At 73.0% G+C, this 23,559-nt stretch carries 20 protein-coding genes; 9 read left to right on the forward strand and 11 right to left on the reverse strand.

All coding sequences use genetic code 11. The annotated features are described in order from the left end of the window. The first annotated feature begins 41 nt into the window (after nt 1-41). The 5 genes from ACYVGN_RS04930 to ACYVGN_RS04950 all read left to right on the forward strand — a co-directional run bounded on the left by ACYVGN_RS04930 (nt 42) and on the right by ACYVGN_RS04950 (nt 4,481). A complete protein-coding gene (locus ACYVGN_RS04930; protein ID WP_460789133.1) occupies nt 42-1,139 on the forward strand; it encodes an LOG family protein in 1,098 nt (365 codons plus the stop codon). Continuing rightward, complete coding sequence (locus tag ACYVGN_RS04935; protein WP_460789135.1) at nt 1,136-2,437, forward strand: MFS transporter; 1,302 nt, start codon at nt 1,136-1,138, stop codon at nt 2,435-2,437. The genes ACYVGN_RS04930 and ACYVGN_RS04935 overlap by 4 nt, the downstream gene beginning before the upstream one ends. 79 nt (nt 2,438-2,516) lie before the next feature. Then, nucleotides 2,517-2,978, forward strand: coding sequence for a low temperature requirement protein A (locus ACYVGN_RS04940; RefSeq protein WP_460789137.1), 462 nt, complete (start codon nt 2,517-2,519; stop codon nt 2,976-2,978). A 113-nt stretch (nt 2,979-3,091) separates the two neighbouring features. Further along, nucleotides 3,092-4,165: a M4 family metallopeptidase gene (locus ACYVGN_RS04945; protein ID WP_460789236.1), complete on the forward strand. Its 1,074-nt coding sequence runs from the start codon at nt 3,092-3,094 to the stop codon at nt 4,163-4,165. A 10-nt stretch (nt 4,166-4,175) separates the two neighbouring features. Next, nucleotides 4,176-4,481, forward strand: coding sequence for a protealysin inhibitor emfourin (locus tag ACYVGN_RS04950; protein ID WP_055991640.1), 306 nt, complete (start codon nt 4,176-4,178; stop codon nt 4,479-4,481). Between the two features lie 28 nt (nt 4,482-4,509). Here the strand turns inward: ACYVGN_RS04950 and pulA are convergent, their stop codons facing one another. Next, entirely contained in the window at nt 4,510-10,311 is a 5,802-nt protein-coding gene (pulA, locus tag ACYVGN_RS04955; protein ID WP_460789140.1) for a pullulanase-type alpha-1,6-glucosidase, read from the reverse strand. A gap of 212 nt (nt 10,312-10,523) precedes the next feature. Continuing rightward, a complete protein-coding gene (pepN, locus tag ACYVGN_RS04960; protein WP_460789142.1) occupies nt 10,524-13,025 on the reverse strand; it encodes an aminopeptidase N in 2,502 nt (833 codons plus the stop codon). Between the two features lie 157 nt (nt 13,026-13,182). On the opposite strand from pepN, the gene ACYVGN_RS04965 reads away from it, so the two are divergent. After that, nucleotides 13,183-13,530 carry a hypothetical protein gene (locus ACYVGN_RS04965; protein ID WP_205829482.1) on the forward strand — a complete coding sequence of 116 codons (348 nt, stop codon included), beginning with the start codon at nt 13,183-13,185 and terminating at the stop codon, nt 13,528-13,530. A gap of 135 nt (nt 13,531-13,665) precedes the next feature. On the opposite strand, the gene ACYVGN_RS04970 is transcribed toward ACYVGN_RS04965, so the two are convergent. Then, nucleotides 13,666-14,706, reverse strand: a complete 1,041-nt coding sequence (locus ACYVGN_RS04970; protein WP_460789144.1) for a LacI family DNA-binding transcriptional regulator — start codon at nt 14,704-14,706, stop codon at nt 13,666-13,668. A 77-nt stretch (nt 14,707-14,783) separates the two neighbouring features. After that, nucleotides 14,784-15,377, reverse strand: a complete 594-nt coding sequence (locus tag ACYVGN_RS04975) for a YdeI/OmpD-associated family protein (protein ID WP_460789146.1) — start codon at nt 15,375-15,377, stop codon at nt 14,784-14,786. Between the two features lie 145 nt (nt 15,378-15,522). On the opposite strand from ACYVGN_RS04975, the gene ACYVGN_RS04980 reads away from it, so the two are divergent. Continuing rightward, nucleotides 15,523-15,738 carry a KTSC domain-containing protein gene (locus ACYVGN_RS04980; RefSeq protein WP_460789148.1) on the forward strand — a complete coding sequence of 72 codons (216 nt, stop codon included), beginning with the start codon at nt 15,523-15,525 and terminating at the stop codon, nt 15,736-15,738. A 3-nt stretch (nt 15,739-15,741) separates the two neighbouring features. Here the strand turns inward: ACYVGN_RS04980 and ACYVGN_RS04985 are convergent, their stop codons facing one another. From ACYVGN_RS04985 to ACYVGN_RS05005, 5 genes are all read right to left on the reverse strand, one after another. Then, nucleotides 15,742-17,052: an MFS transporter gene (locus ACYVGN_RS04985; RefSeq protein WP_460789149.1), complete on the reverse strand. Its 1,311-nt coding sequence runs from the start codon at nt 17,050-17,052 to the stop codon at nt 15,742-15,744. A gap of 154 nt (nt 17,053-17,206) precedes the next feature. After that, nucleotides 17,207-18,334, reverse strand: coding sequence for a fatty acid desaturase family protein (locus ACYVGN_RS04990; RefSeq protein ID WP_460789238.1), 1,128 nt, complete (start codon nt 18,332-18,334; stop codon nt 17,207-17,209). 166 nt (nt 18,335-18,500) lie between these two features. Then, complete coding sequence (locus tag ACYVGN_RS04995) at nt 18,501-18,815, reverse strand: hypothetical protein (RefSeq protein ID WP_460789151.1); 315 nt, start codon at nt 18,813-18,815, stop codon at nt 18,501-18,503. Nucleotides 18,816-19,087: 272 nt separating this feature from the next. Beyond that, nucleotides 19,088-19,579 carry an SRPBCC family protein gene (locus tag ACYVGN_RS05000; RefSeq protein WP_460789153.1) on the reverse strand — a complete coding sequence of 164 codons (492 nt, stop codon included), beginning with the start codon at nt 19,577-19,579 and terminating at the stop codon, nt 19,088-19,090. Beyond that, entirely contained in the window at nt 19,576-19,914 is a 339-nt protein-coding gene (locus tag ACYVGN_RS05005; RefSeq protein WP_460789154.1) for an ArsR/SmtB family transcription factor, read from the reverse strand. The genes ACYVGN_RS05000 and ACYVGN_RS05005 overlap by 4 nt, the downstream gene beginning before the upstream one ends. 104 nt (nt 19,915-20,018) lie before the next feature. Between ACYVGN_RS05005 and ACYVGN_RS05010 the strand changes: the two genes are divergently transcribed. Then, nucleotides 20,019-20,963, forward strand: a complete 945-nt coding sequence (locus ACYVGN_RS05010) for an alpha/beta hydrolase (protein ID WP_460789156.1) — start codon at nt 20,019-20,021, stop codon at nt 20,961-20,963. 10 nt (nt 20,964-20,973) lie between these two features. On the opposite strand, the gene ACYVGN_RS05015 is transcribed toward ACYVGN_RS05010, so the two are convergent. Then, a complete protein-coding gene (locus tag ACYVGN_RS05015; protein WP_134746095.1) occupies nt 20,974-21,321 on the reverse strand; it encodes a hypothetical protein in 348 nt (115 codons plus the stop codon). 240 nt (nt 21,322-21,561) lie between these two features. On the opposite strand from ACYVGN_RS05015, the gene ACYVGN_RS05020 reads away from it, so the two are divergent. Beyond that, entirely contained in the window at nt 21,562-22,620 is a 1,059-nt protein-coding gene (locus ACYVGN_RS05020; protein WP_460789157.1) for a Glu/Leu/Phe/Val family dehydrogenase, read from the forward strand. Nucleotides 22,621-22,693: 73 nt separating this feature from the next. Here the strand turns inward: ACYVGN_RS05020 and ACYVGN_RS05025 are convergent, their stop codons facing one another. Then, nucleotides 22,694-23,524 (reverse strand): hypothetical protein, encoded by an 831-nt coding sequence (locus ACYVGN_RS05025; protein WP_460789159.1) that lies wholly within the window; start codon nt 23,522-23,524, stop codon nt 22,694-22,696. Nucleotides 23,525-23,559: the final 35 nt, after the last annotated feature.

Genomic DNA, 23,559 nt, shown 5'->3' on the forward strand with positions numbered 1-23,559 from the left:
CGCCCATGCACTGTGGAGCAGACTGGATCCGAGGAGGCAGGATGAAGCACCGCGCGGGACGGATCGTCACGGTCGAGTCGCTGGCGGAGCTCGACCGGCGTCTGGCGGAAGGCGCGCGGCACCTCACGGGCTGGCGCCTGATCGGGCTCGATCTGCGGAACCGCTCGCGGGAGCTCGCGGACCGGGACACGTCCCGCACGACGTTCGCGGGCTGCACGTTCGCCCCCGGCGACGAGCTGCTGCACGCCGCACGCGGCGCGCTCATCCTGCCGGACGTGAGCGCCGCGCCGGCCGATCCGCACCGCTCGACGCTCTACTCGGCCGACGAGCTCTACGACACCCCGGACTATCGCGGCAGCCTCGACGGGCGCGCGTACGCGTGGTCGCAGGGGCACGATGCGCCGGACGCCCTGCTCGGGCGCGTGCTCCACGACGACGGAATCGACCGCGCCCTGGCCGGATGGGTCGCCGGACGGCGCCTCGTCGGCGTCATGGGCGGGCACGCCATGCGCCGCGGCGAGCGCGACTACGCGGGCGCGGCGCGCCTCGGTCGCCTGCTCGGCCGGGCCGGCTTCACGGTGGCGACCGGCGGCGGGCCGGGGGCGATGGAGGCGGCCAATCTCGGCGCGCGCCTGAGCGCCGCCGACGAGACGGTCCTCGACGAGGCGCTCGTCACGCTCGCGACCGCACCCTCCTACCACCCGTCGGTCGACGCGTGGCTCGCGGCGGCGCGCGTGGTGCTGACGCAGACGGCGGATGAGCCGGCGACGGACACGCTGGGCGTGCCGACCTGGCACTACGGGCACGAGCCTCCCAACCTGTTCGCGACCGCGATCGCGAAGTACTTCCGCAACGCGCAGCGCGAGGCGATCCTGCTGCAGGTGTGCGCGAGCGGCATCGTGTTCCTGCCGGGCGCGGGCGGCACTGTGCAGGAGATCTTCCAGGACGCGTGCGAGAACTACTACGCGAGCGAGGACGCGATCGCGCCCATGGTGCTCGTGGGCCGGGACCACTGGACCGAGACCCTGCCGGCGTGGCCGCTGCTGCGGGCGCTCGCGAAGGGGCGGCCCATGGAGCCGCACGTGCACCTGGTCGAGACGGTCGACGAGGCCGCCGAGATCGTGACGCGCGGCGCATGAGCACCGCGTACGCGCCCGCGCCGTCCTGGCGCATGTGGCTGATGTGGGGCATCGGCGTGCTCGGGTACGTGCTCGCCATCACCAACCGCACCTCGCTGTCAGGCGTCGGCGTCGATGCCGCGCACCGGTTCGAGGCCGAGGCCTCGACCCTGTCGATGTTCGCGGTGCTCCAGCTCGCCGTCTACGGGTTCATGCAGCTGCCGGTGGGCGTGTGGCTCGACCGGTGGGGCGCGCGCCCGATCATGGCGCTCGGCATGGTGCTCATGGCGGCCGGCCAGGTCGTCATGGCACTGTCCCCGGACGTGGGCGTGGCCATCGCGGCGCGCATGCTGCTCGGCGCCGGCGACGCCGCCATCTTCCCGGGCGTGCTGCGCCTGATCGCCACGTGGTTCCCCGCCCAGCGCGGCTCGCTCATGATGCAGCTCACGGGCATCCTGGGCCAGCTCGGCCAGGTCGTGGCCCTCGTGCCGCTCCCCCTGCTGCTGCACGCGACGAGCTGGCAGGTCGCGTTCGGCGCGCTCGCGGGCTCCGCGCTCGTGTTCGCGGTGCTGATCGCGCTCATCGTCCGGAACCACCCGCCGCAGCTGCCCGCCGACCTCTCGGTCGACACCGACACCGGCGCGATCACGGTCGTGACGTCGTCGATCGACACGCGGCAGGGCATCCGGGCGGCGTGGTCCCACCCCGGCACGCGGCTCGCCTTCTGGACGCACTTCACCACGCCGTTCGCCGGGTCGGCGTTCGTGATGCTGTGGGGCGTGCCCTTCCTCACGGCGGGCGAGGGCCTCAGCACCGCGCAGGCCGCGACCGTGACCAGCATCTACGTCGTCGCGGGCATCGTGCTCGGTCCCGTGGTCGGGGCGCTCTCGGCGCGGCACCCGCACCGGCGCTCCCGGCTCCTGGTGCTCCCGGCCGTGTGGGTGCAGCTGCTGGTGTGGAGCGTCGTCCTGCTGTGGCCCTCGCCCGCGCCCGTGTGGCTCCTCGTCGTGCTCGTGGTCGCGCTCGCGGCGGGCGGACCGGCGTCCATGGTCGCGTTCGACTTCGCCCGCGCACACAATCCGGCGCACCGGCTGAGCACGGCGACCGGCGTCACGAACGTCGGCGGCTTCCTGGCGGGGCTCCTGGCCATCCTGTTCATCGGCATCGCGATGGACGTGCAGGGCGCCGGCTCGCCCGAGCTCTACTCGGCCGACGCGTTCCGCTGGGCGTTCGCGACGCAGATCCCGCTCTGGCTGCTCGGGATCGCCATGATCCTCCGCGAGCGCGCCCGCACCCGCGCCTACCTGCTCGACCGGTGATGCCCGCCCGCGGCCGTGGCACGATGTGGGCACGACGTCGCCTCACGCGCCCGGTCCGCTCCACCACCGGCGCCGCCGCATGGTGGGCCGCGACCCCCGCGAGACGCACCGCTCGGCCACACCGCTCGAGCTGCTGTACGACCTGACGTTCGTCGTGGCGTTCAGCCACGCGGGAACGCAGGCCAGCCATCTCCTGGAGCTCGGGCACATCGCCGCCGCCGCCGTCGGATTCGTCCTGGCGGTGTTCGCGGTGACGTGGGCGTGGATCAACTACACGTGGCTCGCGTCGGCGTTCGACCCGCCGCTGCCCGTCGCGCTCGCCTTGTTCGCGGTGTTCGCGGCGCTGGAGATGCTCGTGCCGGTGCTCGCCGAGCGCGGCCACGGCACGCCCTGGCACCCGCACCACATCGCGGAGCGGTACGGGCTTCGGGCACCGCCATCAGGCCGCGGCGCTCGAGGAGCTCGGCGCGCGCGGCTGATCCGCGGCGCGCCCGCGCGGGCCGTGAGGATGTCCGCGGGTGCTGACAGCATCGGGGTATGACTCCCCCGGCACCCGAGAACCCCCAGGCCCCGGCCGGCGCCCGCCCGCCCGTCGCGCACGGGCCGGTCCATCGCGGCATCGTGCCGCCGTTCCTGCTTCAGCGGATCGCCCGGATGGACGACGGCGAGGGCGTCGAGCTCGAGCACGCCCCCGAGGCCGCCCGTCGCACGCTCGGGATCGACGGCCCGTTCCGGGCCGAGCGCCGCAACGGCGAGCCGGGACTGCCGGGGCTGGTCCGGCCGTCGACGCGGCCGGGGCTGCAGCAGCCGGTCGCCGGCTCGACGCCCCCGGGGCAGCCCGATCGGCTGATCTTCGACGCCAAGGGCACCGAGGACCTGCCGGGCGAGCGGGTGCGCGCCGAGGGCGAACCCGACACGGGCGACCTCGCGGTGGCCCAGGCCTACGACGGGCTCGGCGACACCTACGCGCTGTTCTGGGAGGCCTTCGGCCGCGACTCCATCGACGGGGCCGGGATGCGGCTCGACGCGACCGTGCACTTCGGCGACCGCTACGACAACGCGTTCTGGGACGGCGCCCGCATGGTCTTCGGCGACGGGGACGGGGAGATCTTCCGCGGCTTCACCGGCTCGCTCAGCATCATCGGCCACGAGCTCGCGCACGGGGTCACCGAGCGCACCGCCAACCTCGTGTACCAGGGGCAGTCGGGCGCGCTCAACGAGCACGTGTCCGACGTGTTCGGCGCGCTGGTCGAGCAGCGACTGCAGGGCCACACGGCCGATCAGGCGACCTGGCTGGTGGGCGCCGGGATCTTCACGGAGCAGGTGCGCGGCGTGGCGATCCGCTCGATGCGCGCGCCCGGCACGGCGTACGACGACCCGGTGCTCGGCAAGGACCCGCAGCCGGCGCACATGCGCGACTTCGTCGAGACGACCGACGACAGCGGCGGCGTGCACATCAACTCGGGCATCCCGAACCGAGCCTTCGTGGTGCTCGCCGAGACGCTGGGCGGCCACGCGTGGGAGCGGGCCGGCCGCATCTGGTACGAGGCGCTCACGGGCGATCGGCTCACCGCGACCGCCATGTTCGCGCAGTTCGCCGCCACGACGATCGCGGTCGGCCGCGAGCTCTACGGCGAAGGAGCGGCGGAGGCCGACGCCGTGGCCGCCGCGTGGGACGCGGTCGGCGTCGCGCCCGGACGCCTGCGGCAGGCGATGTCGCGGGACTAGCCTTGCCCGCATGAGGGTGACCGTCTCGAGGACCGGCGGGTTCGCCGGCATCCGCGCGACGTGGGAGGTGCACGTCGAGGCGCAGCCCGACCGCGCCGCGTGGCGCGAGCTCGTGGAGTCGATGCCGTGGGACGACGTGCCGCCCGCCCCGCCCGAGCCCGACCGCTACATCTACCGGATCCGCTGCGAGAAGCACGAGGTCGTGCTCGCGGAGCGCCAGCTGCGCGGCCCCTGGCGCATCCTCGTCGAGCGCGTGCGCGAGCGCGGCCGCCCGGCCGCCCCGCCGCCACCGGCGGCGCCCGACGGCGCGGGCTGACCACCCCTGCTCCTCACAACACGTGTTCTCACCGGGGACACGCGATCCGGGCACCCGGATGACCTGTGATGTCCTGAGACATCACAGGCACCCGGATGACGTGCCGCCGGTGAGAACACGTGTCATCAGACCAGCCGCGCTCGACCAGCACGGCGACCGTGCGCGGCGGGACCGTGACGGTCGCCGTGGCGGCATCCCACGTGGTGCCCTTGACGATCGGGTCGGAGCCGTCCGCGAGGGCGTCCGCGAGGGTGAAGCCACGGCCCTCCAGGCCGTCGACGACCTGGGTCAGCGGCTCGGGCGAGGCGTTGAAGACCACCAGGGCGCCCTCCAGGGCCGCGTCGACGTCGGCGCCGACCGTGTCGTCGACGAGCATGACGATCGAGCCCGCGGCATCCGTCTGCGGGAACGACACCTTCTCGTGGATGAGGTCCGCCGATCCCAGCGTGAGCAGGTCGACCGACGAGCGCACCCGCAGCAGGTCAAGGGCCGCGGCCTCGGCCGTCGCGATGTCGTCCGCGGTCGGCTTGAGCGCGGGGTCGCCCAGGAGCGGCGCCATGATGCCCCACTTGCCGCCGTTGTCGGCCTTGGGCGGCAGGCCCGATCCGAACGTGGACTCCTGCCCCGACCAGTCGATGCGGTTGAACCAGTCGCCCGAGTCGTAGCTGTTGCGGTCGAGCGACTTCGAGCGCAGCAGCTCGGTGCCCGCGTGCCAGAACGACACGGACTGCGACAGCGTCGCGGTCGCGAGCGACAGCGTGTTCATCCGGATGCGGTCGGACATGGCCGTGTCGCGCGGCAGCTTGAGCACCGACAGGTCGTACAGCGTCTCGTTGTCGTGCGCGTCGACGTAGTTGACGACCTCGGCCGGCTCGTCGGCGTAGCCGGCGGGCGACCCGCGGTAGTCGAGCTGGTCGCCGCGCAGCACCTCGCCGTTCGACGCACGCAGCTCGTAGTCGCGCAGGTTGCCCGCGAGACCCAGCTTGACCAGGTCGGTCTCGTGCCCGAGGTCGGCGAGCGCCTGCTCGGTCGAGCCGTTGATCGGGTCGCCGTTCGGGTCGACGCCCAGGCCCGTGCCGAAGCCCTGCCGGAAGGTCGACGAGGAGTCGACGGGGCTGCCGCCGTGGACCGCGTCGCGCAGGCGGTCGTTGAACGTGCCGATGCCCGTGCCGCCGAGGTTGCCCTGCTTGGCCTGCTCGAACAGCCGGTCGCCCGCGACCTCCCCGAAGTCCCAGCCCTCTCCGTACAGGTACACGGTCGAGCCGTCGACGCCGTCGTCCTCGAGGGTCAGGGCGTCGAGCGCCTCGCGCACGGCCGCCATGTTCGCGGTCGAGTGGTGCCCCATCAGGTCGAAGCGGAAGCCGTCGACCTTGTAGTCCCGCGCCCACGTGACGACCGAGTCGACCATGAGCTTCTGGGCGGCCGCGTGCTCCGTGGCGACGTTCTCGCAGCACGTCGACTTCTCGACCGCGCCGGCCGCGTTGAGGCGGTGGTAGTAGCCCGGCACGACCCTGTCGAGCACCGACCGCTCCCCCTGGCCCGACTGCGCCGTGTGGTTGAACACCTGGTCCAGCACGACCTCGAGGCCCATGCCGTGCAGCGCGCCCACCATGGAGCGGAACTCGGCGACGCGCGCGCCACCGTCGGGCTCGACCGCGTACGAGCCCTCGGGCACCGTGAAGTGGTACGGGTCGTAGCCCCAGTTGAAGCCGTCCTGCCCCGCGACCGCGCCGACGCACGCCTGCTGCTGGTCGGAAGCCGGCGCCAGAGCGGCCAGGTCGCAGTCGGGCGTCGCCTGGGCGTCGCGATCCTCCTGGATCGTCGCGATGTCGAACGACGGCAGCAGGTGCACGGTCGTGATGCCGGCGTCCGCGAGCTGGCGCAGCTGATCCGTGCCGTCGCTGTCGCGCGTGAACGCCTTGTACGTTCCACGCAGCTCCTCGGGAACCGTCTCGTCGGTGATCGAGAAGTCGCGGATGTGCAGCTCGTAGATCGCGCGATCCGCATCCTGCTCGACGTCCGGATCCGGCGCGTCGCGCCACGCGCGCGGGCGCCACTCGCCGTCCCGCAGGTCGATCGCGACCGAGCGCTCCGAGTTCTCCGTGAGCGCGACCGAGTAGGGGTCGGTCACCACGTTGGTCTCGATCGCGCCGGTGGTCGGCGCGTAGACGCGCACCTCCCACGCGTACTCGTCGCCCTTGAGGGCGCGCGTGCCGCGCACCTCCCAGACGCCCGAGGCCGCGTCGAACTCCGCTTCGTGGCGCACCGGGTCGCCATCCGCGCCCGCCTCCCACGTGAGCAGGGTCGCGGCCTGCGCCGTGGGGGCCCAGAGCCGGAACGTGGGGGTCTTGCCGCGGAACGTCACGCCGAGGTCCACCTCCTCGAGCGCCTCCGCATGGAGGTCGTCGAGCACGCCCGGGATCTGGACGCCCGTGAACGCCGTGAGCGTGCCGTCGGGCGCGGTCTGCGAGACCGCGAGCTGCCCTCGCACGAGCGCCGCGGCGTCCTGCCCCTCGATCCGCAGCGCAAGGTGGTCGGCGAGCGCCGGGAAGCGCTCGCGCTGCGCCTCGGTGAGGCCGCCGTCGACCACCGCGAGCGCGATGCCCTCGCCGCCCGCGACCTGCCCGTCGACGACCTCGAGGCCCGCCTCGTCGGACGCGTGCAGCGCGTACGACGCGCTCTCGGCCGAGCCGAGGTCGGCCGGCCATGCGATGGTCTCCGCGTCGATCCAGTGCGCGCGCTCCTCGCCCGTGCCGGCCAGCGGCGGGGCCGCGGCCGTGATCTCGAGCCGGTGGTCGGCGATCGTGTAGCGGAAGGCGACCGGGGTGCCGTCGTCCACGCTGAACGCGATGTTCGCGCCGTCGCGCGCGCCGTCAGCGCCGTAGTTCTCGGCCCAGCTGCGACCGTGCACGACCTTGGCCTCGTATGAGCCCGCGGGGATCGCGTCCGTGGTGAGCTCGTACACGCCGTCGCGGTCGCCGTCGAGCAGCAGCGAGGCCAGGCAGTCCGGCGCCCAGTCGCCCGCGCAGCCGATCTCGCTCTGGAAGCTTCCCGGCACGGTGACCATGGGGCCCTCGGCCGTGGACTGCGCGGCGTTCGAGCGCGGGTCGAACACGAAGGTGATCGGGCCGCCGCCGTGCGTGAACGCGTAGTTCGCCCCGTCGCGCACGCCGCCGACGCCGTAGTTCACGGCCCAGCTGCCGTCGATCGCGATCTTGTACTCGTAGTCGCCCGCGGGCAGGTCGAAGGTCGCCTCGTACACGCCGTCGGCGCGCAGCGAGAGCTTCGCCGCCTCGCACGCCGGGTCCCAGTCGCCGGCGCAGCCGAGCTCGGAGTTGTGGCTGCCGGGCACGGTCACCATCTCGATCGGGTTCTCGGGCTCCTCGGTCTCGGCCAGCGTGACCGCGTTGCCGACCGACGCGTACGTCGACGCGGCCGAGCGGTTCCCCGCGGCGTCGGTCACGACGGCGCGGTACTCGACCAGGGTGCCGCGGGCCAGGCCGGCGACGTCGTGGAACACGCGCGGCGTGGTGTCCTCGGCGGTGCCGAGCGGGCGCCACTCGCTTTCCCCCGCGACCCGCCACGCGAAGCTCGTCTCGATCCAGCGGTCGCCCTCGACGTCCGCCGACACCGCGGCCTGGCCCTCGAGGCCGGCACCGGCCGCGGGCACCGCGACGGCGACCGCGGGGGCCGCAGCGTCGGCCGTGACGGCGCGGTCGGCGCGGTACACGACCGCGCTCAGGGCCGGCACCGTGACGGTCGCGGATGCCGCGGCGTCGCTCGCGATGCCCGCCTCCGCGCCGTACACCGGGGCGTATGCGGCGTCGGCCGTGAGCGTCGTCAGCGTGACCTCGCGCGCCTCTTCGGCGTTGTTCACCGCCACCAGGTACTCGACCTTCTCGTCGCGGTCCACGCGCGAGAACGCGTAGACGCCCGCGCCGCTGTCGGCGTGACGCTCGATCTGCGCGCCGGTGGCGAGCGCCGGGTGCTCGTCGCGCAGCGCCGCGAGCGCCGAGATGTGACCGTAGAGCGGTGCGGCGGTGTCGTAGCGGTCGACCGACCCGGCGTTCTCGCCCGTGACGAGGGGCTGGTCCGCGTACTCGGCGACCTGGCTCGCGAACAGCGTCTGGCGGGCGGACTTGTCACCGCCCAGGCCCGCGAAGCCCTGCTCGTCGCCGTAGTAGACGACGGGCTGACCACGCGTGAGGAACATCAGCTCGTGAGCGAGCTCGTCGCGCTCGAGCGCTTCGCCCGTGTTCAGCAGGAAGTGGCCGACGCGGCCCATGTCGTGGTTGCCGAGGAACGTCGGCAGCGCGTGGGCCGACGAGTCCGGCGTCGTGTAGCGGTCATCCCCGGCGAAGAGACCCTGCAGCCCCTTGGCGGAGTTGCCGCCGGCGAATCCGACGGCCGACGACTGGAACGCGAAGTCCAGGACCGAGTTCATGTCGGTGTCGCGCACGTAGGGCGACAGCTTGACCGGGTCGGCGTCGTACACCTCGCCGAACATGAAGAAGTCGCTCTTGCCCTGCGCATGCGCGTAGTCCAGGACCTCGGTGGTCCAGCGCTCCCAGAACTCGAAGTTCACGTGCTTGACGGTGTCGATCCGGAAGCCGTCGATGCCGAGGTCGATCCAGTCCTGGTAGACGTCGACGAAGCCGTTCACGACAGTGGGGTGCTCGGTCATCAGGTCGTCGAGGCCGTCGAAGTCGCCGTAGGTGACGGACTCGCCGCTCCAGGTCGAGTTGCCGCGGTTGTGGTACAGCGTCGGGTCGTTGAGCCACGCCGGGGTCTTGGCCTCGGCGTCCGTCACGACCGGCGTGTACGGGAAGGAGGTGGCCGCGTCCATCGCGGGGAACGTGTCGCCGCCCGCGTAGTCGGCGGGGTCGAACACGTTGCCGTCGGCGTCGGTGTACGGGCTCGTCGCCTGGTCGACGTACGAGTACTGCGCCTCGGCGTAGTCGATCACGTCGGCGGTGTGGTTGGTGATGATGTCGAAGTACACCTTGATGCCGCGCGCGTGGGCCTCGTCGATCAGCGCCGCGAGTTCCTCGTTCGTGCCCAGGTGCGGGTCGATCCGCGTGAAGTCGGTGATCCAGTAGCCGTGGTAGCCGGCGCTCGCGTTCGCGCCGGTCCCCTGCACGGGGCGGTTGGCGAAGCTCGGCGTGAGCCAGATCGCGGTCGTGCCGAGCCCCTCGATGTAGTCGAGCTTCGACCGCAGGCCCGCGATGTCGCCGCCCTGGTAGAAGCCCTTGTCGGTCGGGTCGAAGCCGTGCGCGAAGCGGTCGCCCTCGATCCCGCCCGTGTCGTTCGCGGTGTCGCCGTTCGCGAACCGGTCGGTCATGACGAAGTAGAAGCGCTCGTCTCCGCCCGGCTGGCGCACGGGAGCGGCCGCGAGCGCGTCGTCGGCCTCGGTGTACTCGCCGGGAAGGCCCGTCACCTCGACGCCCACCCGCTTGCGGTTGTCGTCGAACACGAACCGCAGGCTCGCCGGGCCCGCCACGGTGAGCGGGATGTTGTCCCCGCCGCCGTCGAGGCCGTAGGACTCGTCCCACGTGTCGTTCAGGGCGACCTTGTACTCGTACGATCCGGCCGGCACGGCGAACTCGGCGGCGTACACCCCCTCGGTCCCCGTGGGCAGCAGCTCGGTGTCGGCGCAGGCGGGCTGCCAGTCCTCGGTGCAGCCGAGCTCGGACTGCAGGCTGCCCACGAGCGCGACGGATCGCTCGGCGGCCGCGGCCGGGAGCGACGTGACCGCGGCGCCCGACAGCGCGAGGGCCGGGATGGTCAGCAGGGCGAGGGCGCGGCGGGGCGCGCGGGTCGTCTTCGACAAGTCATCTCCATCGATGCACGGGAACGGCGACGCGGGGCGTCCCCGCGACCGTAGCAACGCGCACGCTGGATCTGCAAGCGCTTGCACGCGTTACATCCGGACTGATCGCACGTTACAGCGATGGCCCGCACAGCGGGAGCATCGGTGAGCGACGTAAGTGCAAGCGCTTACATCATCGGTGTCCAGGGCGGCGTCTGCCGTTTCGTCTCCGCTCAGCGACCGCGGAGGGAGGCTTCCCGCACGCGCAGATCGCGAGCGAGGTGGTCGCGCTGCTCGATCACGAGCCGCCGCAGCGCGCCGGGCGCGTCGGCGTTCGCCGCGAGCCACGCGTCGACGGGCTCGAGCGAGTCGGATGCCGGGAACAGCCCCGTGACGAGCCGCCGTGCGATCTCGATCGAGCGCTCGGACCACGTGTCGCGGATCCGGGCGAAGTACTCGTCGTCGAACCGCGCGAGCATCGAGCGGCTCTCCCCCGTCCGCGCCCCGGCGATCGTGGCGTCGAGGTGGTCGTTCGTGAGGGAGCGGTCGTCCCACGCCGCGTGCCACGCGGCCGCGCGCACGTCGGCGTCGCGGCGCGCCGCGAGCACCCGGATGCGGGCGGTGCGTCCGGTGGCGGTGTCGTCGCGCGCGAGCTCGGCGTCCGCGTCGGCCTCGCCCGCGTGACCCGTGGCGGCGAGCGCGGTCAGCCACGACCAGCGCAGGTCGGCGTCGAGCGGCAGCCCATCCGGCACGGGCGCCGCGCCGTCGAGCATGGCGCGCAGCTCGCCCGCGCGGGCGTCGTCGAACGCCGCGGCGCCCGAGAGGGCGCGCGCCCACGCGAGCTGCGCGTCGCCTCCCGGTGCGGCCGCGTGGGTCTGCGCCCACGTCAGGTCGAGCCACGCGCGGCGCTCCTCGGCGCGGGCCTCGATCGGCACGTAGTGGCCGATCGCGAACGCCGCGTTGCCGGTGACGCCGCCGAGCAGGCCCACGTGCGCCTCGGCGGGCGCGTGGCGACGGACGATCTCGAGATAGCGGCGCGCGGGCAGCTCGCCGTCGCGGGTCGCGTTCCACAGCGCCGACCAGGCCAGGCCCCGGGCGAGCGCGTCCTCCAGCGTGGACAGCGCCTCTTCCACAGCGTCCAGGGAGCGCGCGTCGAGCCGCGCCTTGGCGTAGGTCAGGTCCCCGTCGTTGATGAGCACGAGGTCGGCGTCGGGCAGCTCGACGCGCGTCCGCTCGTCGCGGAGGTCGGCCTCCACCAGGGCGGTCCGCTCGAGCCGCCCGTCGCGGAGCGCGTAGCAGCCGATCGCGAGCCGGTGCGGGCGCGGATCCGTCTGGATCAGCTCGCCGGCCTCGCGGTCGTACGTCAGGGTCGACATGCCGGTGGTCTCGAGCCAGGCGGCCGACCAGGCGCGCAGGTCGCGGCCCGACGCCGCCTCCAGGTCGGCGAGCAGGTCGTCGAGCGTGGTGTTGCCGTATGCGTGGGCCCGGAAGTAGCGGCGGGCGCCCTCGAAGAACGCGTCCTCGCCCACGTACGCGACGAGCTGCTTGAGCACCGACGCGCCCTTCGCGTAGGTGATGCCGTCGAAGTTGAGCTTGGCCGCCTCGAGATCGGGGATGTCGGCGACGATCGGGTGGGTGGTGGGCAGCTGGTCCTGCTGATAGGCCCACGCCTTGCGGCGCGCCGCGAACGACACCCACGCGTCCGCGAACCGGGTCGCGGCCGCCGAGGCGTGCGATCCCATGTAGTCGGCGAATGACTCCTTGAGCCACAGGTCATCCCACCAGCGCATGGTCACGAGATCGCCGAACCACATGTGGGCCATCTCGTGCAGGATCGTGTTGGCGCGCGCCTCGTGCTGCGCGTCGGTCGACGCGCCCCGGAAGACATACGCCTCCGTGAAGGTCACGAGGCCCGGATTCTCCATGGCGCCGAGGTTGTACTCGGGCACGAACACCTGGTCGTACGTCGACCACGGGTAGGGGAAGCCGAACGCCTCGTGGAAGAAGTCGAGGCCCTGACGCGTGATCTCGAGGATCTCGTCGGCATCGAAGTGCCGCGCGAGCGACGCGCGGCAGTAGGCGCCCAGCGGGACGGTGAGCCCGTCGCGCTCCCATTCCCCGCTCGCGCCGTGGTACGGCCCTGCCGCGACCGCCGTGATGTAGCTCGACAGCGGCAGGGTCGGCGCGAACTCGACCGTCTGGGCGTCGCCGTGCACCTCGGTGCGGACGGCGGCCTGGTTCGAGAGCACGTGCCAGCCGGCGGGCGCCGACACGACGAACGTGAAGCGCGCCTTCATGTCGGGCTGCTCGAAGCACGGCATGACGCGGCGCGCGTCGGCGGGCTCGTACTGCGTGTACAGGTAGGTCTCGCCGTCCACCGGGTCCCGGAACCGGTGCAGGCCCTCGCCCGAGCGGCTGTAGGCGCCGACGGCCTCGATGCGCACGACGTTCTCACCCTCGAGCCCCGCGAGCAGGATGCGTGCGCCGTCCCACGCGACGTCCCGGTCGACGCCGTTCACGACCACCCGCTCGACCGACTCGCCGATGAAGTCGACCCAGGTCGCCTCCACGGTCGCGTCGAACTCCAGCGTCACGACGGTCGGGAATCCCGTGCGCCCGCCGTCGGGCGCACCCGTCAGGTCGAGCTCGACCCGCACGTCGCGGAGCGAGATCGACGCGGAGCGCGCGGCCGTCTCGTCGCGGGAGAGGTTGGCGGCGGCGTTGGCGGAGGTCATCCGTCCATCGTTCCACGTCGGGGACGAGTGTCCGGTTCACCGGCACGGCCGCGGATCGCCGGCCGTACCGCCGCAGTGGGGCATCGTCAACCCCGTTCGGCAGGATGCGCCGGCGACCTACGGTCGGGAGCACACCGATCCGGAAGGGAGCACGATCATGACCGATTCCGAGCGAGGCAACACCACGCACGGTCCCCGAACGGACGAGCAGCTGGCGCAGGAATCGCGCGGCATGGTGCAGGGACACGGCGCCCCGCACGCCGAGCCGTTCCGCGAGACCGAGCCGCTGCCCGATGACACGGATGCGCCGGACGTCGATCGGGCGTTCCGGCACGAGACCGCGCCCGGCGCGGAGACCGAGGACGGCGCGCTCGAGCAGGCGCCGGTGGGGGACGCACCGGTCGCCGACGACGTCGAGCCGCCGCGGCGCGGCGCCTCGGAGGAGGACGCGCCCGAGGATCTTCTCGACGACCGCGGGGTCGAGGAGGGCGGCGCGGATGAGTGACACCGGCGTGAAGACCGCCGATCTGGCCGACCTGCTCGCCGAGCCCGGGCCGTGGACGACCGTGGTCGTCGACGGCCGCGGCGGGCGTCCCCAGGCACGCGTCAGGCCCGCGCCGCGGGTGAAGGAGCCGCGGGCTCAGGCGGGCGGAGCCGTGCTGTCGCGCACGACGAGCACGGGCGGGATGACCGCCACCATGCCGCCGGTCGACGCGGCCGCGCCGGCGGACCAGTGGTCGAGGAGGGCCCGGAGCGCGGCCTCCCCCAGCTCGGCGAAGGGCTGCCGCACGGTCGTGAGCGCCGGGACGAGGAACCCGCTGCCGTCGATGTCGTCGAAGCCTACGACCGCGACGTCCTGGGGAACGCGCACTCCGCTCTCCCAGAACGCCTTCAGCAGCCCCAGCGAGAGGTAGTCGTTGGCGGCGACGATCGCCGTCGGCCCGTCGGCGCCGCCGATCTCGGCGGCGAGCGCGCGGCCGATCTCGTATCCGCGGTCGGCCGACCATCCCTCGGCCGCCACCGTGCGCGCGGGATGCCCCGCCTCGGCCATCGCCTCGGTGTAGCCGGTGACGCGGCGCGCCGCGTCGTACCAGCCGTCCGGGCCCGCGACGTGCACGATCCTGCTGTGCCCCAGCTCGAGCAGGTGGCGGGTCGCCAGCGAGGAGCCCCGGTGCTGGTCGACGCACACGTAGCGGACGCTGGTCTCGGCCGGGATGTCGGGGCGCGCCGCGACGACGACGACGGGAACGGCCGGGGCCAGGTCGTCGATCAGGCGGGCGACGTCCTCCAGCGGGGCGACCACGACCACGCCGTCGACGCCCTGGTTCATGAGCTGGTCGAGAACCTCGCGCGCCGAGGCGGAGTCGTCTCCGGCGAGCGCCGCCACCGACACGAAGTAGCCCTCCGACCGCGCGGCGGCCTCGATGGCGAGCACGGTGCTGGCCGGGCCGAAGTGCGTGGTGGCCGCGGTCAGGATGCCCACGGTCGCGGTGCGCGCGGTCACGAGGGCGCGCGCCGCCTGGTTCGGCCGGTACCCGAGGTCCTCGATCGCCGCGAGCACTCGGTCGCGCGTCTCGGGGCGGACGTAGGCGTGCCCGTTCAGCACCCGGGAGACCGTCTGGTGCGAGACGCCGGCGCGCGCGGCGACGTCCGCCATGGACGGCGGCCGGGATGCGGGCATGCGTCCCTCCTCACGTATGCGCGACGGTGTGTGGGCACCCAGCGTAGCGGCGGCGCGGGCCGAGCCCGGGACGGGGCTCACTGCGGGTACGGCGTCTCGCCCCTCTCGAGCATGGCGACCAGCTTGGCGATCCGGTCGGCGCGGCTGGTGGCGCTGGGCGCCGTCAGCACCCGGTGCAGGACGGCGTAGCGGTTCTGCCCGTTGAGCCGCGCGAAGGACTCCGCCGCGCCGGCGGACGCCGTCAGCGCCGCCGCGAGATCCTCGGGGACCTGCACCGTCGCGGGTCCCGCGTACGCCCGCTCCCACCGTCCGTCGGCCTTCGCCCGGTCGACCTCCGCCTGCCCGCGCGGGCGCATCCGGCCCTGCGCGATCAGCTCCGACACGATGCCCACGTTGCGCTGCGACCAGATCGACGCGCGGCGCCGGGGCGTGAAGTGCTGCCGGAAGACCGCGCCGTCGACGCTCTGGCGGCGCCCGTCGATCCAGCCGCTGCACAGCGCCTCCTCGAGCGCCTGGGCGTAGGTCAGCGAGGTGGGCGACGTGGTGCCCTTCTTCGCGAGGATCAGCCAGACGCCGTCGGACGTGTCCTCGTGCCGGTCGAGCCATGCACGCCAGGCCGCGGCATCCGCGACGACGAGCTCCGCGCCGCCCGGGCGCTCCTCGGCTGTCATGGCGCCATGGTAGGCGGGGGCGCCGACATCCCCGCTCCCGGAGCGCGGGTGCCGGTGTACCGCACGCTTCGCCGGCCGTCAATCCCGGGTCGCCGAGGCGGCGCGGGCGTCTACCGTCGAAACAGGGTGCGGACGGGGGAACGGGATGAGGCGCGTGTCGCTCGAGTCCAGCGTCATCGCCGCTGCGGGGTACGACCCGGGGACGGCGGTGCTCGAGATCGAGTTCACGACCGGCGAGGTCTACCGGTACTTCGCCGTGCCGCCGTCCGTGTATCGCGGCCTGCGCAACGCCGCGAGCGCGGGGCGGTTCTTCAGCGAGCGCATACGGGACGTGTACCCGTCCCAGCACATCGGCTGGTGAGGCTCAGCCGACCCGCTCCTCGACGAGCGGGTCCGGCTCGGGCGGCGCGACCGGCACCCGCCGGATGCGCAGCGACACCAGCGCCGCCACGATGCACAGCCCCGCCGCGGCGAACCAGGCGATCGTGTAGTGGCCCGTGGCGTCGCGGACGATGCCGGCGAGGATCGTCGCGATGCCGGCGCCGAGCTGGTGGCTGGCGAACACCCAGCCGAACACGAGCGGCCCGCGGTCGCCGAACACCTCGCGGCACAGGGCGATGGTCGGCGGCACGGTGGCGACCCAGTCCAGCCCGTAGAACACGATGAAGAACCACATGGGCGGGTGGACCTCGCTCGAGAGCAGGAACGGCAGGAACAGCAGGCTGATGCCGCGACCGGCGTAGTACACCCCCAGCAGGATGCGCGGGTTCACCCGGTCCGTGAGCCAGCCGGAGAGCACCGTGCCGACGATGTCGAAGATGCCGACGGTCGCGAGCAGTCCCGCCGCGACCGGCTGGGTCATGCCGTGGTCGTGCGCGGCGGGGATGAAGTGCGCGCCGATCAGGCCGTTGGTCGAGGCGCCGCACACCGCGAAGCCGATCGCGAGCGCCCAGAAGGTCCGCTGCCGCGCGGCGTCGCGCAGCGCGCGCAGCGCGAGCACGGCCGGGTTGACCAGGGACCGGTGCGGCAGCGCGGGAGGGTCCGCGGGATCCGCGCCGTACGGCAGCAGCCCGATGCGGTGCGGCGAGTCGTGCAGGAACCACGCGACGAGCGGCACGACGATCAACGCGCCGCCCGCGACCACCAGGCTCGCCTCGCGCCATCCGACCTCTGTCGCCAGCCACGCCGTGGGCGGCAGGAACACGAGCTGGCCCGTCGCGCTTCCCGCGCTCAGCACGCCGGAGACCACTCCGCGATGCCGGATGAACCAGCGCTGCGTCACGGTGGCGGCGAACACCATCGCCATGGATCCCGTGCCGATGCCGATCAGCCCGCCCCACGTCAGCCACAGCACGAACGGCGCCGTCGCGAGCGTGCCGAGCACGGCGCCGGAGGCGACGAGCGCGAGCGCTCCGATCGTGACGCGCTTCAGCCCGAACCGGTCCATGAGCGCGGCTGCGAAGGGAGCCGTCAGGCCGAACAGCACGATGTTGATGCCGATCGCGATCGACAGATCGGTGCGGCTGAATCCGAGCTCGGCCTCGATCGGCACCATGAACACGCTCGGGGCGGCGCGGAAGCCGGCGGCGCCCACCAGGGCCAGGAACGCCACGATCGCGACGATCCAGGCGGGGTGCAGGCGCGGCCGGGTCGGCGCGGGAGACGGCGGGGTCATCCCCTCATTCTCACCGCCCGCGGACGCGCCGGGACGTGGCCGATCGGACACCCGTGGCATGGATCCTGCCGACCTGCGCCAGAAGACCCCGCTCTCCGACGACTGTCGGGTTGCGGGGTCCTCGGCGATGTCGCGTGCGCTGCACGCGATCCCCTCAGGCGCGGCGCAGCTGCGCGGCCGCCGGGCAGTCGAACGGGTCGCGCGCGGCGATGCCGACGCGGTTGAGGTACTCGATCACGATGCCGTACGAGCGCCAGAGCGTGGTCTCGGTGTAGGGCACGTCGAACGAGGCGCAGTAGTCGCGGACGATCTCGCGCGCCTTGGCCAGGTGCGGCCGGGGCATGTTCGGGAACAGGTGGTGCTCCACCTGGTAGTTCAGGCCGCCCATGAGGGTGGTCGCCCACCAGCCGCCCGAGATGTTGCGCGAAGTGCGCACCTGCTTCGAGAAGAAGTCGAGCTTGGCGTCGTGGGCGATGATCGGCATGCCCTTGTGGTTGGGCGCGAACGAGGCGCCCATGTAGACGCCGAACACGGCCAGCTGCACGCCGACGAACGCGAACGCCATGCCGAGAGGCAGCAGCAGGAACACGGGCACCAGCACGACGGCGAGGCGCAGCGCGATCAGGCTCAGCTCGAGCCAGCGGCCCTTGACGGGCTCACGCGAGAACAGGTGCTTGAGGCCGAGGAAGTGCAGGTTGAGCCCCTCGAGCGTGAGCAGGGGGAAGAACAGCCAGCCCTGGCGGCGCGTGATCCAGCGTCGCAGCCCGCGGGCCTCGGCCGCGTCGGCGTCGAGGAACGAGATCGTGTCGACCTCGATGTCGGGGTCCTTGCCCACCCGGTTGGGGTTCGCGTGGTGGCGGGTGTGCTTGGCGTCCCACCAGGAGAGGCTGATGCCGACGACGCCTGCCGCGAGGATGCGCGCCAGCCGGTCGTTCGCCGGACCCGTGGTGAGGATCTGCTTGTGCGCGGCCTCGTGGGCGAGGAAGGCGACCTGCGTGAACAGGATGCCCAGCGCCGCCGCCATGAGCAGCTGGAACCAGCTGTCGCCGAGCAGGATGAACCCGGTGACCACGCCGCCGAATGCCAGGGCGAGCGCGACGCCGACGAGGGCGTAGAACCAGACCGCGCGGCGCAGCAGGCCGGTCTCTCGCACGACCTGCGACACCTGCGTGTAGGCGCGGGCGATGGGCGGATATGTGTCGGTCCCGGCATACGTCTGACGCACGGGCCCGAGACGGCTGGCGACGGCGTCCGCGCGGACGAGGGTGTCGGTGGAGGAGATGGCGTGCCCCTGTCGATCGGTCGGCCGCCGGACGGCCTTCGAAGCCAAAGGCGGATGCCGATCGCTGAGGCTCACGTTACAGGCCGGGGCATGCGGCGTCGCGTATACCAGGCGGTTGCCCGGGCGACACCCAGCGCACCGATAGGGGCCGTCCCACCAGGCGGGCTCAGCCGCGCACTCGGGCGCGCGGCCGGCGCGTGCGGCGGGGCGGGGTGGCGCGCTTCCGGGTCTCGGGAGCAGGCGCGGCGGCCTCCTGCAGCTCGGCTCGCAGCGCCGCGCGCGCCTCGTGCTGAGTGCGGAAGGCGCCCATGGGCTGACCCTGCGGGCCGTGCAGCGCGAAGCGGTCGTCGCCGGTGACGGCGATGAAGCCGGCGAACTCGTCGTGGAGGGTCGCCACGTAGACGTCGTGGTCGGCCTGCTTCCAGCGGAGAGCCGCGGGAGCGACGTGGTCGAGGTGGACAGGGGGAAGTGCGGAGTGCATGGTGATCGTTTCGTGGAGGCGACGGCGCCGTCGTCGGCGCATCGCGGAAGGTGCGGGCGCGCACGCGATTCGGCGTGTGCGTAGGGGGTGGACCGGGTGAGCGGTCGGATGGCGCGATATCCGCAGACCGGGGCGCCCGGTGAGAACGGGCGTCGGAATCGCCGGTCAGGCGGTCGCGCTCCCCCAGTCTAGCCGGGCCGCCTGGGCATCGGCTCCGCGCGACGCGAGGCGGCCCGGGCGCCGCACGCGCCCGGGCCGCCTCGCGTGCCTCGTCAGTCCTCGGCCAGGATCGCGTCGATCTGCCCGAGCGACCCCTTCATGCCCTCCTCCATGCCCATGTCCACCATGGCCTGGAGCTGCTCCGCCGACTCGAACTGCGAGGCGATCGACATGCGCGTGCCGCCGCCGTCGGTCGGCTCGAGGGTCACGGTGAACACGGTGGAGCCCAGGTCGCCGGTGGGATCGCCGTTCTCGTCGGCGAAGCCGTCCTCGACCCGCAGGGTCGTCGGCTCCGCGATCTCGAGCCAGCTCCACCACCCGTGGGCCTTCTCGCCCTCGGGGCCGCTCATGTAGTACGTCGAGCGCCCCGGCACGGCGAAGTCGTGGCGCGTGAAGGTCGTCGGCCACCCCGGAGGGCCCCACCAGCGCTCGAGCTGCCGCGGGTCCTCCCACAGCTTCCAGACCCGTTCGGCGGGGCGGTCGAACTCGGCGACCATGGTCATGGTGAGGGCGTCGGGGTCCTTCACCGCTTCGATGAACGTCATCGCTCTTCTCCTTCCTCGAGGATGCTCTGCATCCGGTCGATGCGCTGCCGCCAGAGGTCCTCGAACCGGTCGAGGAGACGGCGGGCGTCCCGTATCGCCGATGGCTCGGCGTGCACGATCTGCTCCCTCCCGCGGCGCTGCTTGGTCACGAGCGACGCGCGCTCGAGCACCGCGACGTGCTTCTGCACCGCGGCGAAGCTCATGTCGTACAGCTCCGCGAGCGCCGAGACCGACCGCTCGCGCTCGATGACGCGCGTCACGATGTCGCGTCGCGTCGCGTCGGCGAGCGCGTGGAAGATCGCGTCGATCTCCGCGTCGCTGAGCTGGGCTCCCATTCGTACAACCATTTGGTTGTACGTTAGCGTCGACATCCGACGGTGTCAACGGCTTCCGCGACGCGCCTGCTGAGCACGCCGGGCCTGCGTGCCAGGCTGTCCGCATGAGGCTCGACGACGTGCATCCCGACCTGCGCGACATGGCGCGACGGGCGCCGCGCGTCGACGTCGGCAACGCCGCGATGCGCGTGCTGGCGCGGTTCGGGGCACGGCACCTCGTGCCGGCGGCGCGCGCGCCCGGCGTCACCACGCGCGACCTGCGCGCCGGTTCCCTGCGGCTGCGCGTCCACTCCCCCGGCACGCACACCGGCGGCGCCCTGCTGTGGATCCACGGCGGCGGCATGGTGATCGGCGCACCGCGGCAGGACGACCGGCTGTGCGCGCGGATGGCGGCGCAGCTCGGGATCACGGTCGTGGCGCCGCAGTACCGGCTGGCGCCGGAGCATCCGTTCCCCGCGCCGCAGGAGGACTGCCTGGCCGCATGGACCTGGCTGCAGGCGCACACCGCGGAGCTCGGCGTCGACCCCGCGCGCGTCGCGGTCGGCGGGGCCAGCGCGGGCGGCGGCCTGGCGGCCTCGGTGGTCAACGCGGTGCACGACGCCGCCCGCGGTCGCTCCCGAGGGACCGAGCCGGTCGCGCAGCTCCTGATCTACCCGATGCTGGATGACCGCACGGCGACCCGGACCGACCTCGATGCACTCGACCACCCGGTGTGGAACAACGCCGCGAACCGGGTCGGCTGGACCGCACTGCTGCTCGGGACCGCGCGCCCCGGCGAGGACACCGTGCCGGCGGCGGCCGCTCCCGCGCGGCGCGAGGATCTCCGCGGGCTGCCTCCCACGTGGATCGGCGTCGGCGACATCGACCTCTTCCACGACGAGGACGTCGCCTACGCGCGGCGGCTGAAGGCGGCCGGTGTGCCCGTCGTGCTCGACGTCGTGCCCGGGGCGCCGCACGGCTTCGACACCCTCGGGGTGGACGCCGAGGTCGCCGCCCGGTTCACCGAGCGCGCGCTCGCGTGGCTGCGCGACGCCGTGGCGCCGCGCTGACCGTTCTGCGTCACTCGGCGTCGATCAGCTCCAGCAGCTCCTTCGCCGCGGCCGCGATCTCGTCGTGGTCGTACTGCGCGGCCCGGGACTCGAGCGAGATGACGGCGCAGCGGTGCACCTTCTCGTAATCCCCGAAGGGGAACGAGTAGTGCGCCTTGGTCTCCTCGTTCTCATCCGTGTCGATGCCGAGGTGCCACCGGGCGTACTCGTCCCAGCCGTGCTCCTCGCGCCACGCCGTCTCCTTCTTCGCGGGCAGCGCGTGCTCGCTCCAGTCGTCGCGCTCGTCGTGCACCACGCGCCCGTCGCGCACGAGCTTCTTCGCGTGACGCAGCGCGCTCTCGTTCAGCTTGACGGTCACGTCGCTCCTCCCTCGTCCTGTACGTCTGTCCTCGTGCGTTCCGGTCTACCGGCGAGGGACGCTCGAGGCACCCGCCTTGACGAGCGCCGGATGGCGGCGCATCCTGCGCGTCCGCGCCACCGGGATCGGCCCGTGGACGAGCAGGATGATCAGAATCCGCGCGGGGCCTTGATGCCCCTGCGCGATGGGCGTGGAATCTCCATAGCGGCCACAAGCCGCACCCGAGAGAACGGAACCATCGTGTCTGAGATCACCACCCCCTTCGAGCACGAGCACCTGAGCGTGGTCACCGGCCGCCGATCCGGCCTGGTCATCGCGGTCGCGGTGCACAGCACCGTGCTCGGCCCCGCCCTGGGCGGCTGCCGAGTCTGGAACTACCCGTCGTGGCAGGACGCGGTCGACGACGCCCTGCGTCTGTCGCAGGGCATGACCTTCAAGAACGCGCTCGCCGGGCTGGACGCCGGCGGCGGCAAGGCCGTCATCCATCTGCCGATCGGCGAGCGCCTCGAGGACGAGCGCCGGCGCGCCGCCTTCCTCGACCTGGGCGACCTGGTCGAGCAGTTGGGCGGCCGCTACCGGACGGCCGAGGACGTGGGCGTCACGTCGGCCGACATGGCCGTCGTCGCCGAGCAGACCGCCCACGTCGTGGGCCTGCCGCCCGAGACCGGTGGCCACGGCGACCCCGCGCGGCACACCGCGCACGGCGTGTACGCGGCGATCCGCGAGACGCTGCGGCGCATGGACGGCAGCGGCGCCGTCGCCGGACGCCGGATGACGATCGCCGGGCTGGGCCATGTCGGCTCGAGCCTCGCCGAGCAGCTCGCCGCCGAGGGCGCGGTCCTCACCGTGTGCGACGTCAACCCCGAGCGCCGCGACCTCGCCGAGCGCCTGGGCGCCGCGTGGGTCGAGCCGGCCGAGGCCCGCCGCGTCGACGCCGACGTGTTCATCCCCGCCGGCGTCGGCGGCATGCTGTCCCCGACCGTCATCGAGGAACTGGCCGCCCGGGCCGTGGTCGGACCCGCGAACAACCAGCTGCTGCGCCCGGACGGCGCCGAGCAGCTCGCCGCGCGCGGGATCGTCTACGCCCCCGACTTCCTGGTGAACGCGGGCGGCGTGATCTTCCTCGACGCCCCGGTCGATCTGCCGCGGGCCCAGCTCGACGCGCGCCTCGACGGGATCGCCGACACGCTGCGGTCGGTGTTCGACGTCGCCGAGCGCGAGGGCGTCACGACGGTCGAGGCCGCCAGCCGCATCGTCGCCGAGCGGCTCGCACGCGCCCGGACCGACGTGCACGTCTGACGGCGCGACGCCCCCGGGCACGACGAAGGCCCGCCGGATCGGCGGGCCTTCGCGTCTGGGCCGGAGTGCCGGGTCAGCGCCCGAAGCCGACCTTGTCGACCTTGCGGTGGAACCGCATGCCCGCGACGCCGCCGAGAACGGCGCCTCCCAGGCTCACCAGCAGCGCGCCCACGGCGGTGATGACGCCGAGCGTGGTCAGCTCGCCCTCGTTGAAGGGCAGACGCGGGAAGGTGTTGACCTCGGCGAGGATGTTCCACTGCGCGCCCGCGATCGCCGTGATGATCGCGACCACGACGGCGATGATGATCGCCCAGAGCCAGACGGCGACGCCCTGCTTGGCTCCGCTGAAGCGCGACATCCGGCCGGCCACGTAGCCGCCGCAGTAGTACGCGATGAACAGGATGACCAGCACGATGATCGCGCCGACGATCCCGATCGTGCCGGCGTTCTCCTCCGCGGCCTGCTCGGGGTCGACCTGTGCGCCGAGGCCCAGCGCGGCCCCGGTCCCGGCGACGAGCGCCGTGAGCAGGACCGTCATGCCCATGGCGCACAGCCAGCCGAAGAAGGCCGAGCCGAACTTCATGCCGCCGAACTCCTCCTTCTCGCGTGCCACGACCTCCTCGCGCACCTCGCGGCCCGGCACCCCGGCCACGCCGGTCGCGGGAGCCGCGTCATGGTGGACGACGCCGTCGTCCCGCCTGTCGTCGACGCGGCGGTCACGCGAGTCGTCGACGTCGTGCGCGCGGGTCCGGTCGTCGCCCGGGGCCACGTCGTACGAGCGCGTCGGCTCGTCGCTGCCGTAGCCTGCGTCGCCGTCGCCGTCGCCGGGAACGTGACGGCCGTGCTCGGGCGCGCGGCGCGGGTCCTCCGGGGTCGTCCGGTCCGGATCGGTGGGAGTGCTCATGACGATGCTCCTTTCGGGATTCACCCTGCGGTGAT

This window comes from Microbacterium lacusdiani (assembly GCF_054779895.1).

What these genes read in the sequence shown, in the direction of transcription:
- ACYVGN_RS05010 (WP_460789156.1), top strand. Translation starts at nt 20,019, where the DNA reads ATGAGGCTCGACGACGTGCATCCCGACCTGCGCGACATGGCGCGACGG.
- ACYVGN_RS04995 (WP_460789151.1), bottom strand. Translation starts at nt 18,815, where the DNA reads ATGCACTCCGCACTTCCCCCTGTCCACCTCGACCACGTCGCTCCCGCG.
- ACYVGN_RS04965 (WP_205829482.1), top strand. Translation starts at nt 13,183, where the DNA reads ATGACCGATTCCGAGCGAGGCAACACCACGCACGGTCCCCGAACGGAC.
- ACYVGN_RS04975 (WP_460789146.1), bottom strand. Translation starts at nt 15,377, where the DNA reads ATGACAGCCGAGGAGCGCCCGGGCGGCGCGGAGCTCGTCGTCGCGGAT.
- ACYVGN_RS04935 (WP_460789135.1), top strand. Translation starts at nt 1,136, where the DNA reads ATGAGCACCGCGTACGCGCCCGCGCCGTCCTGGCGCATGTGGCTGATG.
- ACYVGN_RS05025 (WP_460789159.1), bottom strand. Translation starts at nt 23,524, where the DNA reads ATGAGCACTCCCACCGATCCGGACCGGACGACCCCGGAGGACCCGCGC.
- ACYVGN_RS04940 (WP_460789137.1), top strand. Translation starts at nt 2,517, where the DNA reads ATGGTGGGCCGCGACCCCCGCGAGACGCACCGCTCGGCCACACCGCTC.
- ACYVGN_RS04945 (WP_460789236.1), top strand. Translation starts at nt 3,092, where the DNA reads ATGGACGACGGCGAGGGCGTCGAGCTCGAGCACGCCCCCGAGGCCGCC.
- ACYVGN_RS05000 (WP_460789153.1), bottom strand. Translation starts at nt 19,579, where the DNA reads ATGACGTTCATCGAAGCGGTGAAGGACCCCGACGCCCTCACCATGACC.
- pepN (WP_460789142.1), bottom strand. Translation starts at nt 13,025, where the DNA reads ATGACCTCCGCCAACGCCGCCGCCAACCTCTCCCGCGACGAGACGGCC.
- ACYVGN_RS04950 (WP_055991640.1), top strand. Translation starts at nt 4,176, where the DNA reads ATGAGGGTGACCGTCTCGAGGACCGGCGGGTTCGCCGGCATCCGCGCG.
- ACYVGN_RS04980 (WP_460789148.1), top strand. Translation starts at nt 15,523, where the DNA reads ATGAGGCGCGTGTCGCTCGAGTCCAGCGTCATCGCCGCTGCGGGGTAC.
- ACYVGN_RS04930 (WP_460789133.1), top strand. Translation starts at nt 42, where the DNA reads ATGAAGCACCGCGCGGGACGGATCGTCACGGTCGAGTCGCTGGCGGAG.
- ACYVGN_RS04970 (WP_460789144.1), bottom strand. Translation starts at nt 14,706, where the DNA reads ATGCCCGCATCCCGGCCGCCGTCCATGGCGGACGTCGCCGCGCGCGCC.
- ACYVGN_RS04985 (WP_460789149.1), bottom strand. Translation starts at nt 17,052, where the DNA reads ATGACCCCGCCGTCTCCCGCGCCGACCCGGCCGCGCCTGCACCCCGCC.
- ACYVGN_RS05005 (WP_460789154.1), bottom strand. Translation starts at nt 19,914, where the DNA reads ATGGGAGCCCAGCTCAGCGACGCGGAGATCGACGCGATCTTCCACGCG.